This is a genomic window from Providencia sp. PROV119 (assembly GCF_028482435.1).
Taxonomy (GTDB): domain Bacteria; phylum Pseudomonadota; class Gammaproteobacteria; order Enterobacterales; family Enterobacteriaceae; genus Providencia; species Providencia stuartii.
Window position 1 is genome coordinate 185,864 of record NZ_JAMPQL010000008.1, and the last position, 14,319, is coordinate 200,182.

General features: G+C 41.0%; 11 protein-coding genes and 1 pseudogene. 11 read left to right on the plus strand and 1 reads right to left on the minus strand.

Annotated features, from left to right (window positions below):
- Positions 1 to 230: 230 nt before the first annotated feature.
- Positions 231 to 1,607: an outer membrane channel protein TolC gene (tolC, locus tag PSF11_RS10225; protein WP_004925132.1), complete on the minus strand. Its 1,377-nt coding sequence runs from the start codon at positions 1,605 to 1,607 to the stop codon at positions 231 to 233.
- Positions 1,608 to 1,950: 343 nt separating this feature from the next.
- Here tolC and nudF point away from each other — a divergent pair, with 343 nt between their 5' ends.
- The 11 genes and pseudogenes from nudF (at position 1,951) to PSF11_RS10280 (ending at position 14,227) form a co-directional block, all read left to right on the plus strand.
- Positions 1,951 to 2,589, plus strand: coding sequence for an ADP-ribose diphosphatase (nudF, locus tag PSF11_RS10230; RefSeq protein ID WP_004925129.1), 639 nt, complete (start codon positions 1,951 to 1,953; stop codon positions 2,587 to 2,589).
- A gap of 108 nt (positions 2,590 to 2,697) precedes the next feature.
- A complete protein-coding gene (cpdA, locus tag PSF11_RS10235; protein ID WP_014657637.1) occupies positions 2,698 to 3,537 on the plus strand; it encodes a 3',5'-cyclic-AMP phosphodiesterase in 840 nt (279 codons plus the stop codon).
- Positions 3,537 to 4,118 carry an esterase YqiA gene (gene yqiA, locus PSF11_RS10240; RefSeq protein ID WP_004925122.1) on the plus strand — a complete coding sequence of 194 codons (582 nt, stop codon included), beginning with the start codon at positions 3,537 to 3,539 and terminating at the stop codon, positions 4,116 to 4,118. Before cpdA ends, yqiA begins: the two co-directional genes overlap by 1 nt.
- Before the next feature lie 96 nt (positions 4,119 to 4,214).
- Positions 4,215 to 6,110 carry a DNA topoisomerase IV subunit B gene (gene parE, locus PSF11_RS10245; protein ID WP_004925119.1) on the plus strand — a complete coding sequence of 632 codons (1,896 nt, stop codon included), beginning with the start codon at positions 4,215 to 4,217 and terminating at the stop codon, positions 6,108 to 6,110.
- A 39-nt stretch (positions 6,111 to 6,149) separates the two neighbouring features.
- On the plus strand, positions 6,150 to 8,408 hold the full coding sequence (gene parC / locus PSF11_RS10250) for a DNA topoisomerase IV subunit A (RefSeq protein WP_036943138.1): 2,259 nt from the start codon (positions 6,150 to 6,152) through the stop codon (positions 8,406 to 8,408).
- A gap of 145 nt (positions 8,409 to 8,553) precedes the next feature.
- A complete protein-coding gene (locus tag PSF11_RS10255; RefSeq protein ID WP_014657639.1) occupies positions 8,554 to 9,288 on the plus strand; it encodes a 1-acylglycerol-3-phosphate O-acyltransferase in 735 nt (244 codons plus the stop codon).
- Positions 9,289 to 9,625: 337 nt separating this feature from the next.
- A complete protein-coding gene (gene ftsP / locus PSF11_RS10260) occupies positions 9,626 to 11,038 on the plus strand; it encodes a cell division protein FtsP (RefSeq protein ID WP_040132433.1) in 1,413 nt (470 codons plus the stop codon).
- A gap of 65 nt (positions 11,039 to 11,103) precedes the next feature.
- Positions 11,104 to 11,527: pseudogene (locus tag PSF11_RS21305) on the plus strand (transposase); the annotation flags it as partial.
- Positions 11,528 to 11,779: 252 nt separating this feature from the next.
- Positions 11,780 to 12,721 (plus strand): hypothetical protein, encoded by a 942-nt coding sequence (locus PSF11_RS10270; RefSeq protein WP_072502821.1) that lies wholly within the window; start codon positions 11,780 to 11,782, stop codon positions 12,719 to 12,721.
- Between the two features lie 244 nt (positions 12,722 to 12,965).
- Entirely contained in the window at positions 12,966 to 13,043 is a 78-nt protein-coding gene (locus PSF11_RS10275) for a hypothetical protein (RefSeq protein WP_376738355.1), read from the plus strand.
- Positions 13,044 to 13,279: 236 nt separating this feature from the next.
- Complete coding sequence (locus tag PSF11_RS10280; RefSeq protein ID WP_004925096.1) at positions 13,280 to 14,227, plus strand: hypothetical protein; 948 nt, start codon at positions 13,280 to 13,282, stop codon at positions 14,225 to 14,227.
- The last annotated feature ends 92 nt before the right edge of the window (positions 14,228 to 14,319 follow it).

The following is a 14,319-nucleotide window of genomic DNA, read 5'->3' on the forward strand; positions in this document are numbered from 1 at the left end:
AAACTCCATAATTTATGCTAGATTTCATTGTAACCTATTGAATTTATTTTATATTAATAGATTTTGTTAATTTATTGATGGAGGAGAAAACACAAATTTTTCACTGATGACAGCGTGCAATTTAGGCCGTGGTGATCATCAACGTGTTTAAGAAAGGAAAGTTAAAAAAGGAGGGAGGTTGGCGCGAATAAAAAGGGGCCGACTTATCGACCCCTTTAAAGAAGATGTTATTACCTAATTTGTGGTGTTTCAATATTGCGAATAATGCTGCTAGGTGAGGTTGAAACCTCTTTGCCTAGGCTTGCATTAAGGCGAGCAATATCTTCTTCATTGAGTGTGCCACGAGCAAACTCAATGTTTAATTGGTTAATCATGTAATCATAACGTGCATTAGACAGGTTTTGTTTTGCCTGATACAGCGCGGTAGTTGCGGTTAACACGTCAACAATCGTACGAGTTCCCACTTGGTAACCGGCTTCCATCGCATCTAATGAACTTTGCGCAGAGACAACGACTTGTTTGTACGCATTGATGCTACTGATAGAAGATGACACGTTGTTATATGAAGAACGTACCAACTGAATTACGTTACGATAAACACTCTCAAGTTGCTCACTGGCACCTTGGAAACCATATTGTGCTTGTTCAACTTGTGAACTCACCGCACCGCCACTATAAAGTGGTAAGCTTAAGGTTAAGCCAATGCTGTTTTGACCAGTATAGCTATTGCGATCTAACCCGTTGAAGTTGCTGCCATGGTTATGTGTATTGGCAACGCTGGTAGCCGCATCAAGGTTGATGGTTGGCATATGCCCAGTTTCCGCTAAACGAATGTTTTCACGTGAAACATCTTGTGCTAAACGAGCGCTCAGTAAGCTTAGGTTACGCTCTTCCGCTTCTTTTAAAATTGCATCAACCTGATCAGGAGTCACGGTTTTAAAACGATCGATATTCAGTGAAGCTAGTTGATTGTAGTAAACACCGCTGACCTGACGCAGTTTTTCAACCGCATTTTCTAAGTCATTACGGCCTGAAACTTCTTGTGCTAACACGCTATCGTAGTTTGCACGGGCGTTTTGTACGTCAGTGATAGCCACTAAGCCCACGTTAAAGCGTTGGGTCGTTTGATCGAGTTGACGGTAAACGGCTTCTTTATTTGCTTCGATATAGGATAGCGCGTCAATCGCTTTTAATACGTTAAAGTAAGCTGTTGCAGTATCCAAAATCAGTTGCTGTTGGCTGGTTTGATACGAAACATCCGTGATACCCGCGGTTTTTTCTTGGACGCTGAGTTGACGCCATTTTGACATATCAAAAACGACTTGGGTCAATTTCAAAGAAGCATTGAGACCGTTGCTTTCAGTATTTCTCGTATCGCGATAACCACTGCCATATGTTATACCGGCCCCTAAACCTAATTGTGGTAATAATGGGCTACGGGATTCATTAATCTTTTCAAAAGCTTGGTTACGTTCCGCTAATGATTTTCTTAGATCAGGGTTACTTTCTTTGGATTTTTGGTAAACCTGAAGTAGATCTTCTGCGTAGCTATTCGTACTGAGACCCACAAAACTTAATGCAATAAAAAGGGGAAGCAGTTTCTTCATTTGGATTCCTTGATTAAACAGCAAATAAGTTCAGCCTGTTACCTGTGCCCCACTGGCATAAGTGAGGAGAGAGCCGAGATAAATAGGACAAACTGGAACCTATATGTAAATAAATCATCATCACTAGAAATACTTGTCAAAAACAGACCTTGTTGTTGCCTATATATTTCAGTTCATATTGACGCTTATTGTAACAGAGTATCGCATAGGTTAACGGTAGCGTTTTGTGCCATTTTGTCTCAATTTGTTTAAACATTAACTCATATAAAGGGAAAAAGCCCTAAAAACTGTTTTATTCCATAATTTTTCCTTAATATGGAAAACATCAGCTTAGGAGATTGTTATGACAAAAAATGTAGAGCAGCCAATTAAATATAATAAAAATGATGTTGAAATTATATCTAAGCGTAAATTATTTAATGGTTTTTTTCAAATGATTGAATACCGCTTTCGCCATCGATTATTTGAGGGGGGTTGGAGCGAAGAAATTACTCGTGAGGTCTTTGAACGCGGGCACGCCGGCGTTATCTTACCCTATGATCCTGAAGCCGATAAGGTTGTGCTTATTGAGCAGATTAGGTTGCCTGCCATAGAAACCAGTCAAACGCCATGGTTACTTGAAGCGGTTGCAGGAATGATAGAAACCGATGAAACTGCAGAGCAAGTAGTACGTCGTGAAGCTGACGAAGAAGCCGGATTGGTCATTGGTCGCACTGAAAAAGCATTAAGCTATTTATCGAGTCCTGGGGGCACCTCTGAACGTATGTACGTGTATGTTGGTGAGGTTGACAGTTCCCATGCTTCTGGTATCCATGGTTTAAAATCAGAAAATGAAGATATCCGTGTCCATGTGGTTAGCCGTGAGCAGGCTTATCAATGGGTTGAGGAGGGGATTATTGATAATGCGGCAACGGTCATTGTGCTCCAGTGGCTACAGCTTAATTACAAAAAATTGCAACAAAAATGGGTGAAACTGTCTTAAATAACAATTAATCTAATGAAGTGTGTGCTATTTAGCAGATATTAACCTACTGTTAACGGTAGAATAGCAAAATAACGGTGACATTTTTTATTGGAACAAGGAAAACTTTTGGACAGCCAGCTCGAAGTGACTGCTCGTAATGCGAAGGTAGTCAGGATTTTACAAGTTACTGATACGCATCTCTTTGCTGATACAGCGAATACCCTATTGGGGATTAACACGCACAAGAGCTATCATGCCGTCCTTGATGCTATTTTAGAACAAAATCTGCCTATCGATCTGATCGTTGCAACCGGTGATTTAGTCCAAGATCAATCACCAGAAGCTTACCAACATTTTGCAAAAGGGATTGAGCGTCTACCGGCTCCCTGTGTTTGGCTCCCAGGTAATCATGATTACCAACCTGCAATGGTCAGCTCTTTAAAGTTAGCGGGGATTTCAAGCGCAAAAGAAATTTTGATTGGTGATGAATGGCAAATTTTGATGCTGGATAGCCAATTGCAAGACGTTCCACATGGCGAATTGTCAGAGCAGCAACTTGAGTGGATGAAAAGCTGTTTGGATAAGCGCCCTCAGCGTACCACTTTAGTGATGCTTCATCATCATCCTTTACCTTCGGGCTGTACTTGGCTTGATCAGCACAGCTTGCGTAACTCCCATATTCTTGCGGATTACCTAAAAGGGTATCCACAAGTTAAAGTGATGCTTTGTGGGCATATTCATCAAGAAATGGATGAATACTGGCATGGTATTCGTTTATTAGCGACGCCTTCGACATGCGTGCAGTTTAAGCCTCATTGTACCAACTTTGCACTAGATACCGTCGCTCCAGGCTGGCGCTATCTCGAACTCTCCATCAATGAGAAAGGGGAAAGGCATATTAGTACGCAAGTGTGTCGTTTAAATACCAAAGAATTCAGTCCTGACTTTGATTCGGACGGCTACTAATGTCGACGCTTCTTTATATCCATGGCTTTAATAGTTCGCCACAGTCGGCGAAAGCCAATGGCTTAAAACAGTGGGTGAATGAGCACTACCCGCACATCAACATGATTGTGCCGCAATTGCCTAACTATCCAAAGCAAGCCGCTTCTATGTTAGAAGAGATCGTGCTACAGCATAAAGACGCGCCGATGGGGCTCGTTGGCTCATCATTAGGCGGCTATTTTTCGATTTGGTTTTCACAGCGTTTTCAGATCCCAGCCGTTGTGGTGAATCCCGCAGTGCGTCCTTTTGATCTTTTGCAGGATTATCTTGGCGAAAATATCAATCCTTATACGCATGAAAAGTATTTTCTTGAGCCTAAGCATATGCATGAACTGAAAGCATTGCATCTGCCACAAGTTGATCATCCCGATTTGATCTGGTTGTTACAACAAATGGGGGATGAAGTGCTCGATTATCGCCAAGCGGTTTCCTATCTTGCAAAATGCAAACAAACTGTTGAACCACAAGGTAATCATGCCTTTGTTGGTTTTGAGAATCACTTTCCGCAAATCATCCATTTTCTGAGATTGGCAGAGAAATAATGCCAAAACATCTGTACACTGTTATTATCAACAGTAAATCACTGATTGAACGCTTTGAGTTGTTCAATTAATCACCTATTACCGCAGAATGACAACATGACTCAATCTAGTTATAACGCAGAGGCCATTGAAGTCCTCAGTGGTTTGGAACCTGTTCGCCGTCGCCCTGGGATGTATACAGACACCAGCCGACCGAACCATTTAGCACAAGAAGTAATTGATAACAGTGTTGACGAAGCACTGGCAGGGCATGCAGGGCATATTGAAGTAATTTTATATCCTGATCAGTCACTTGAAGTGATTGACGATGGGCGAGGTATGCCCGTTGATATCCATCCTGAAATGAAAGTCTCCGCTGTGGAACTGATTTTAGGGCAGTTACACGCTGGTGGTAAATTTTCCAATAAAAACTATCAATTCTCAGGTGGCTTGCACGGTGTAGGTATTTCCGTTGTTAATGCTTTGTCTAAGCGTATTGAAGTCACAGTGCGCCGTGATGGTCAAATTTATCAAATTGCCTTTGAAAATGGCGATAAAGTCGAAGAATTGCATGTTATCGGTACGTGCGCTAAGCGCAATACTGGCACTAGCGTGCATTTTTGGCCGGATGAAAGCTATTTCGATAATCCGCGTTTTTCCGTTTCTCGTTTAGCTCATAATTTAAAAGCAAAAGCGGTTTTATGCCCTGGCGTGAAAATCACGTTTAAGGATCAGCTCAACAATACAGAGCAAAGCTGGTGCTATACGGATGGGCTAACAGACTATTTAATGGAAGCCGTTAATGGATTAGAGCTGTTACCGGATCAACCATTTACTGGGGAGTTTTCGGGGGAGAGCGAAGCGGCTGAATGGGCGCTTTTATGGCTACCAGAAGGCGGGGAACTGCTCACGGAGAGCTATGTTAACTTGATCCCAACCGCACAAGGGGGAACCCATGTGAATGGGTTGCGCCAAGGGTTACTTGATGCAATGAGGGAGTTCTGTGAGTTCCGTAATATCTTACCTCGTGGCGTAAAACTGTCTGCTGATGATATCTGGGAGCGCTGTGCGTATGTGCTTTCGGTTAAGATGCAAGATCCGCAATTTGCTGGGCAAACGAAAGAGCGTCTCTCTTCTCGCCAATGTGCGGCATTTGTTGCTGGCGTCGTAAAAGATGCCTTTAGCCTATGGTTAAACCAAAACGTTCAAGTTGCCGAACAATTAGCGGAAATGGCAATTGCTAGCGCTCAGCGGCGTATGCGTGCGGCTAAAAAGGTGGTGCGTAAGAAGTTAACCAGTGGCCCCGCTTTACCCGGTAAGTTAGCAGATTGTAGCTCCCAAGATTTAAGTATGACAGAGCTGTTCTTGGTGGAAGGGGATTCTGCGGGAGGTTCAGCAAAGCAAGCCCGCGACCGTGAATATCAAGCTATTATGCCTTTACGTGGGAAGATCCTAAACACATGGGAAGTCTCTTCCGATGAAGTGCTGGCGTCGCAAGAAGTTCATGATATTTCTGTTGCCATCGGTATGGATCCTGATAGTGAGGATTTAAGCCAATTGCGTTACGGGAAAGTGTGTATTCTTGCGGATGCTGACTCTGATGGGTTACATATTGCGACGCTGTTATGTGCATTGTTTGTGCGTCATTTCCCTAAGCTTGTCAAAGAAGGGCATGTATACATGGCAATGCCGCCACTGTATCGTATCGATTTAGGGAAAGAGACGTTTTATGCATTGGATGAAAGCGAAAAGAATGCCGTGCTTGATAGGCTGAGTCGTAAGAGAGGCAAACCCAATGTACAGCGCTTTAAAGGGTTGGGGGAAATGAACCCAATTCAATTGCGTGAAACGACATTAGATCCCAACACTCGCCGTCTTGTTCAATTAACCATTGATGATGAGAACTACAAAGAAACAGTGGCCGTCATGGATATGCTGTTAGCAAAAAAACGTTCAGAAGATCGTCGTAACTGGTTACAAGAAAAAGGCGATATGGCTGAAATTGAAGTCTAACATTCATCACGCTATCAAAAAGAGTAAGGAAAGTATTGAATGAGTGAAATTACTCATGACGGCGTAGAGCGTTTACCCCTCCACGCCTTTACTGAGAACGCCTATCTGAACTATTCGATGTATGTGATCATGGATAGGGCGTTACCTTTTATTGGCGATGGGCTAAAGCCCGTCCAGCGCCGTATCGTTTATGCAATGTCCGAGTTAGGACTTAATAATACGGCGAAATATAAAAAATCAGCGAGGACGGTCGGTGACGTACTAGGTAAATATCACCCTCATGGTGATAGTGCCTGTTATGAAGCGATGGTGCTAATGGCTCAACCGTTTTCTTACCGCTATCCATTGGTTGATGGTCAAGGAAACTGGGGTGCGCCTGATGATCCTAAATCTTTCGCCGCGATGCGTTATACCGAATCACGGCTATCAAAATACGCAGAAGTATTATTGAGCGAGCTTGCGCATGGCACAGTGGACTGGATCCCTAACTTTGATGGCACTTTGAATGAGCCAAAAATGTTGCCAGCGCGTTTACCGAATATTTTGCTCAATGGTACAACGGGGATCGCCGTTGGGATGGCGACAGATATCCCACCTCATAATGCACGGGAAGTGGCTCAAGCCTTGGTTGCTCTATTGGATAAGCCAACGCTGTCGCTGGATGACATTATGTCGTATGTTCCTGGTCCAGATTTCCCAACCGAAGCAGAGATTATCTCTTCCCGAGAGGATATTCGTAAGATCTATCAAAATGGTCGCGGCTCGGTTCGTATGCGTGCTGTTTGGGAAAAAGAGGATGGCAATGCGGTTATTACTGCTCTGCCTCATCAAGTTTCTGGGGCGAAAGTGCTTGAGCAGATTGCAAGCCAGATGCGCGCGAAGAAATTACCGATGGTGGATGATTTACGTGATGAGTCCGATCACGAAAATCCTACACGCCTAGTCATTGTGCCGCGTAGTAATCGTGTTGACCTCGAACAAGTGATGAATCACCTGTTTGCGACGACAGATCTCGAGAAAAGCTATCGCGTTAACCTCAACATGATAGGTCTTGATAATCGTCCAGCAGTTAAAGGGTTGGTAGATATACTCAATGAATGGATTGTTTACCGCCGTCAAACGGTACGTAATCGCCTTAATCATCGTTTAGAAAAGGTTCTTAGACGCTTACATATTTTAGACGGTTTATTAATTGCTTATCTTAACATTGATGAAGTTATTGAGATCATCCGTACGGAAGATGAGCCAAAACCTGTCTTAATGTCGCGCTTTAATCTCTCTGATACGCAAGCAGAAGCTATCTTAGAATTAAAATTACGTCATTTGGCTAAACTCGAGGAGATGAAAATTCGAGGCGAGCAAGATGAATTAATTAAAGAGCGTGATGAATTACAAAGTATTTTAGGCTCCGAGCGTAAGCTAAATACGCTGATTAAAAAAGAAATTCAGGCTGACGCCAAAGCTTATGGGGATGAGCGTCGCTCGCCACTGCGTGAACGTGAAGAAGCAAAAGCATTGAGCGAACATGAAATTCTACCCTCAGAGCCGATTACCGTTGTATTGTCAGAAATGGGCTGGGTACGCAGTGCGAAAGGGCATGATATTGAGCCTTCTAACCTGAATTATAAGGCTGGAGATAGTTTCAAAGGTGCCGCTCGAGGTAAAACCAATCAGCCTGTTGTTTTCCTAGATACGACAGGGCGTAGTTATTCGGTTGACCCATTAGAGCTACCTTCCGCACGCAGTCAAGGGGAGCCATTAACCGGGCGTTTATCACTACCGCCAGGGGCGACCGTCGAACATGTTCTGATGGCCCAAGATGAGCAAAAATATTTAATGGCATCGGATGCGGGTTATGGTTTTATTTGTACCTTTAATGATCTTGTCACCAAGAACAAAACAGGTAAGGCTCTGATTAATCTGCCGGATAACGCCAAGATCCTCACACCAATTGAGATCAATAATGAGCAAGAAGATGTACTGTTAGCCATTACTAAGGCTGGTCGTATGTTAATGTTCCCTGTTGCTGATTTGCCTCAATTGTCGAAAGGGAAAGGTAATAAGATCATCAATATTACCGGTGCTCAAGCGGCAAGTGGTGAAGACCTTCTTGTTTGGTTATTAGTGCTGCCAGCACAGGCTTCAATTACGCTCTATTTCGGTAAACGGAAACTGAGATTGAAATCGGAAGAGTTGCAAAAATATCGTGCAGAAAGAGGGCGTCGTGGTACATCACTACCTCGTGGCTTGCATAATATTGAGCGAATTGAAGTTGAAACTGCGGATGCAGACAAATAATAATAGTGCAATTTTATTATGGGATTGATTATGCTCTAAATACGTAAAGGTCAGCCAGCCGATAGCGGAATCAATCGTGCTGACAATGCTGCACTTGAAGTATGGCGAGGATAATCAAGTTCTGATTATTTAGACAGAGGTCTCTATGCTAGCGCTGATTAGGGCCATTATTGTGATTATTTATACAATATTGGTGTGTGTATTTGGGGGAATTTATTGTTTATTTAGCCCTCGTGATCCAAAACATGTGATGGTTTTTGGCCATATGTTTGGGCGGTTATCAACATTATTTGGCATAAAAATTATTAACCGCGTTCCAGAAAAAGCGAAAAAATATGGCCCGAGCATTTATATTGGTAACCACCAAAATAACTATGACATGGTCACAATGTCGAATGGTGTTCAACCAAGAACGGTGACAGTAGGGAAAAAAAGTTTAGTGTTGATCCCGTTTTTTGGTTTTCTGTACTGGATCACGGGGAATATTTTGATCGACCGTTCGAATCGTTCAAAAGCGCATAACACAATTTCGCAAGTGGCTGAACAAATCAAAAAACATCAAATTTCGATTTGGATGTTTCCAGAGGGAACTCGCAGCCGTGGTCGTGGGTTGCTACCTTTTAAAACAGGGGCATTTCATGCGGCGATTGCTGCGGGTGTACCAATTGTACCGGTTTGTGTTTCTACCACTCAAGGAAGGATCAAACTCAACCGTTGGAATAATGGTCATGTGATCGTTGAAATGTTAGAGCCAATAGAGACAAAAAACTATTCCAAGGAGCAAGTCAGGGAGCTCGCTGAATATTGCCATGATTTGATGGAAGCTAAAATTAAGCAGCTCGATGAAGAGATTGCTGAAATAGACAAGCAAAATAAATAAGTTGTTCGGCACGATGACTTAACATGACGCCCTTTTCTGAATAGGTTATCTCATCAGAAAAGGGCGTTTTTATTTAATGAATCACATGATCCTGTTTACACGTCTAATTACATTTTATCTTGTCATTTTTGACTATTAAATTTTATTTATCGTTATAGATATTTTTAGAGTTTCATCTATTTTCGCGATATCATTACAACCCATTTGTATCAAGTTTAAGATTATGGCCCAATGATGGGTTATGCTAGCGCGAACCTAAAATTAACGATTAAATTGGCTTATATTGCGAATATCTAACAATAATTAGCGCTGCTATTTTTAGTTTAGTGGAGAATTTATGTCATTCAGTCGGCGTCAGTTTCTGCTTATTGCAGGGCTGGCTTTGTGTTTGGTCAATACATCAAACTATGCTTTTGCGAGCGGTAATGGCAAAAACCCGCTCCCTGTTCCTCCATTATTAGAATCCAAATCAGGACAGCCGTTATTTTTGACATTACAAAAAATACATTGGTCGTTTGATGGGAAATACTCTGCGGATATATGGGGGGTTAATGGTTCTTATCCAGGTCCAACGGTAAAAGTAAAAAATGGCGATGATATTAAGCTGATTTATAGTAATCGCTTACCTGAGTCTGTTTCCATGACAGTTAGTGGCCTGCAAGTTCCTGGTACTCAAATAGGTGGAGCGGCAAGGTTAATCTCTTCAGGAGCCGATTGGTCTCCTGTGATCCCTATTCGTCAACCCGCAGCGACCCTTTGGTATCACGCGAATACAGAAGGCAAAATGGGGCCTCAAATTTATAATGGTCTATTAGGGATGTGGATCATTGAAGATGATTCAACGAAGAATCTGCGACTACCAAAACATTATGGCGTCGATGATTTTCCTATTATTATCCAAGATAAGCGCTTAGATAATTTTGGGGTTCCTGAATACCAAGCCAATGAGGACGGTTTTCTTGGGGATACGTTATTAATTAACGGTGTTCAAGACCCTTATATTGAAGTTTCCCGTGGCTGGATCCGTTTACGCTTATTAAATGCCTCTAATTCGAGGCGCTATGTCATGAAAATTAGCGATGGGCGTCCTTTTGTGATGATAGCCTCCGATCAAGGATTATTGACATCACCAGTCAAAGTGCCTGAACTGTCGTTGGCACCGGGTGAACGTCGAGAAGTCTTGATTGATATGGCAAAAACAGAAGAGCTTACCATTACAGCGGGTGAATCAGCGAGCTTTATGGATAGAGTGAAGAGTTTATTTGAACCTTCAACAACACTCATATCGACCAATGTGTTGACTATCAAAGCAACAGGGTTAATGTCTTTGGTGACTGATGATGTTCCTACTCAGTTAGTTGAAGATAAAACTCAGATCACTTCATCTATTCGTAATCGTGATATTCACCTTAATGAACCTTATGGCATCAATAATACGACAAAAGATACTCGTCGTATTGATCTATCAAGCCAACAAGGTGGGTGGGAGCGCTGGGCCGTAACCAGTAATGTTCCTCAACCTTTTCATATTGAAGGGGTTCGTTTTAAAGTGATTAACCGTAATGGACAACCGACACCACCGGAGGATTTCGGCTGGAAAGATACAGTTTGGGTTGATGGTAAAACAGAACTATTGGTACAAATGATGCAGCCATCCTATGAGCACTTTCCATTTTTATTCTACAGCAACAATTTAGAAAAAGCGGATTTAGGCTCAGTGGGGCAACTGGTCGTGGCACCTGAAAATTAATGTTAAATCGGGAGTGTTAGAAATTCTGTGTCATCCTAGTAAACGACCTCAAAAAGGAAGGGCTGATGACACAACCTTTCGATTTTGATAAAACCTTAAAATTACTTCAAGAGGGGCAGGTATTGATCGGCAAAGGCGGTATCCTGACCCCATTGAGACTCTTATTTGGCGAATGATATCAATGCCAATCGCCGAAATGGTATCACTAAGAAAACCATCAAAATATCAACGGGTAACGTTGAACTGGCAACGAGACCTGATCGTAATGGTTCTTTCGAACCGTAACGGGTGAAAAAGCACCAAGCGACATTATCGAATGAGGTCGAGCATAAAATAATACGTTTTTTGCTCTGAGTATGAGTTACTCGGGTATTAGCCGAGAATTGAAGAACTGTATGCTTTTAGTCTCTCACCTGCCGCGATTAGCGCAGTGACTGGCAAAGTTATTCTGAACTCAAACTATGGCAACAGCAACCACCGGATATGGTGGGTTGGAAACAAAATATGCTAGCTATCTATAACCAAATAATTGAAGACCTCATGACGATCAATCCAGAGCTGCAAGTGATTCATAAGCTATTTTAACCACGGCGATTAGACGGTCGTTGATCGTCTTTGAATATTTACGTGCTAATATTGATATGTAAAGAGTATCAAAATAACAGTTGGAATAGATGAGACGTTTTCTGTTAGTAAAACTTCTCGATTTGATAACAGGTTTCTTATGGAAAGAATAAAATAATGAATAGAATGGAGCTAATCAATAAATATATAGAAACTGAATTGAAAGACATAGAAGTTAGTACTATAGATTTGAAAAAAAAGATAGATAGTCGGTTTTATAAAGATATAGAAATAGATATTACAAGAAAGCCTGTTGATAAGTATATAAATTATCTTGTAGCTCTTGATTCTGCAATGGGAATTACTGGGTTGCTTTATACGAAAGAAATCTACTCAAATGTGAATGAAAAATCTTATGCTTTTGAGAAATTCTTTTGGCATAGAAATGTTTCTTTTTTAGCTAGTTATTATAACCTATTTAAGGATAAAAATTTATCTTTAGATTTTTCTGAACAAGGCGAAATTTTACTGATGGATTTTGCTTGTGATGACTTTAGAATTGGGCACCTTTGCTACGATAGAATTATTGAGAATATTCAATCGGGTAAAATGGCAAAATCACTCCCTATGTATACTCGCCCACAGAAGCTAGGCGTATTTGCCGTTGAAATGTTGGCAAGCGAAAAAAATCAAACCATAGATTGGGAGAGTGCAGGTATTCCTATCGATCCGTTTTATCAACGTTTTTGCCAAGAAGCGTTATATAATGAAAATCACGATGTTGTCGCCCAATGGCTTATTGCACTGTGTGATCGTCATGTCGAATGGTCCGCTTTATTTGACTGGGATGAAAATGAACAAAGTGCGACAGGCTATGAAATAGATATGGAAATATTATTAGCGTGGCCGTTTGAATATCAAGCCGTCAAAAATTTCCGCGCCAAACATGGCTTAACTACTCCTATCATCGATCACCCATTACTTAAAACCCCGATGGCAATTGAACATCGCCCTGATATGGTGGGTTGGAAGCAAAATAGGCCCGCTATTTATGATCAGATGATTGAAGACTTGATCACGATTAATACAGAGCTGCAAGTGATTCATAAACTATTTTAATCACGGTAAATCACCGATGGTTTACCATCTTTAGATACAGGTAATATTATGAAGCAGACGGCAGAAAGAAAACAAATTATTTGTGATAATAAGCTGTAAGCCTTTTATCTTGATGCAGTTCACTATTTTGAAGAGGAATATCAAGCTGTCTTAGAACACAATGAAATTAAGCGAGAGGCCTTGTTTAATCAATTAAAGAAAAATTATTTGCACTTTGAATCTATTGGTCGAGCAAGTCAACTTGATGAAAATTAATGGGGTCTCAGTAGCATTAGAAGGACACAAGGTGGTTTGTGGGTGTGTGCTTGTCGCAGTGGATTAAGCAAGTAGTAAAAAAGTATCTTGAGCGGGGTGTTTTAATCATAGGGGTTAAAACAATAAAGAATGAGTGAATACTATTATTAGTCAGTATGTTAGCTTTAAAGAATCGAATGATTATAAGGATGATTTCATTTGCAGAATTGAGTCACCTCTACCACCGATGCGGTATATCGACAGTGAAAAAGCGTTAGATGAGGCTAATTGCACTCTGGGTTTTATTAATGAGGAAAAGATATAATGGGAATAGTTGCCTTTGTCAAAAAACACATGACATTAAAATCCAATTTTGATCGTGCCAAGAAACAACGCTTTGTATCTAATCACGAACGTTACCAAAATAATGTTGAGCTTGAAGAGTTAACCTTTATTGATGAAATTAATGCTAAACAATTTGCCATTGCGAATATTAATCGAGGAAAACGTGATGTTGGGGCAATGAGCTTTTTTCTGGTTATTTTAGTTTTTTTTATAGTAATTTTGAGTGTACTAATAAAGTCAAATATAGATAACTACAATAGTTTTGTTAGCACCATCTCAATGTATGAGAAAAAGTATAATCTTTATAAAGAAAAAAATATAACATTGACTAAAAAAATTAAGGAGCTTAGACCATTTTATGGTGAAGGCAATAAAAGCTTTGGGGTTTTCTTTGTCGATTACTATTTATGGGGAGGGCATGTCGATAAAGTTGGAGGTAAGGACGTTACTCTTATAATTTTCACGTTAATTTTTGGTATTTTTACCAGTATTGTGGGTTATATAATCTTTTTAAAGCCGCTACCAGTCCTGATTTTTGATCGAGAGAAAAAATATGTCTATAGCTATTTAAAAGGGAAAGTTTCAGCAGACCGCTATGAATATATTGAGTATGGTCATGCCCCGATTATGCTTGCAGTCCGGTTATATAGCATTAATACTGAAAATGGTGAATTGCAGGAAGAGATGTTTTTGCCTTATACATCAGCCATGTCAAACCTTAACTTTAATACAGCTAATGAAGCCAATATCTTTGTCAGCTTTGTGAATACTTTTATGCGTGAAGGGCGTGAAGCGGTAATGGACAGTGATTATAAGCAGCCAAAACCTTTACTCTTACTTTCTCGCAATAAATTACCAAAAGATTTTGAGGCACAAATTGAAGCCATACTGATTAAACGTGACGAGGAGAAAGCTCTGAATGCGTAGCACAGTTAACGGTCGTAAAATTATTTTAAAAAATGATACCACCAACACAGGTGGTACAGTGCTTACGGGGTCTTCCCTTGCCAAACAAATTC

Excerpts from the sequence above, each read along its gene's own strand:
- parE (WP_004925119.1), top strand. The coding sequence starts at position 4,215 with ATGACTCAATCTAGTTATAACGCAGAGGCCATTGAAGTCCTCAGTGGT.
- PSF11_RS10280 (WP_004925096.1), top strand. The coding sequence starts at position 13,280 with ATGGGAATAGTTGCCTTTGTCAAAAAACACATGACATTAAAATCCAAT.
- tolC (WP_004925132.1), bottom strand. The coding sequence starts at position 1,607 with ATGAAGAAACTGCTTCCCCTTTTTATTGCATTAAGTTTTGTGGGTCTC.
- PSF11_RS10275 (WP_376738355.1), top strand. The coding sequence starts at position 12,966 with ATGAAAATTAATGGGGTCTCAGTAGCATTAGAAGGACACAAGGTGGTT.
- parC (WP_036943138.1), top strand. The coding sequence starts at position 6,150 with ATGAGTGAAATTACTCATGACGGCGTAGAGCGTTTACCCCTCCACGCC.
- nudF (WP_004925129.1), top strand. The coding sequence starts at position 1,951 with ATGACAAAAAATGTAGAGCAGCCAATTAAATATAATAAAAATGATGTT.
- PSF11_RS10270 (WP_072502821.1), top strand. The coding sequence starts at position 11,780 with ATGAATAGAATGGAGCTAATCAATAAATATATAGAAACTGAATTGAAA.
- yqiA (WP_004925122.1), top strand. The coding sequence starts at position 3,537 with ATGTCGACGCTTCTTTATATCCATGGCTTTAATAGTTCGCCACAGTCG.
- ftsP (WP_040132433.1), top strand. The coding sequence starts at position 9,626 with ATGTCATTCAGTCGGCGTCAGTTTCTGCTTATTGCAGGGCTGGCTTTG.
- PSF11_RS10255 (WP_014657639.1), top strand. The coding sequence starts at position 8,554 with ATGCTAGCGCTGATTAGGGCCATTATTGTGATTATTTATACAATATTG.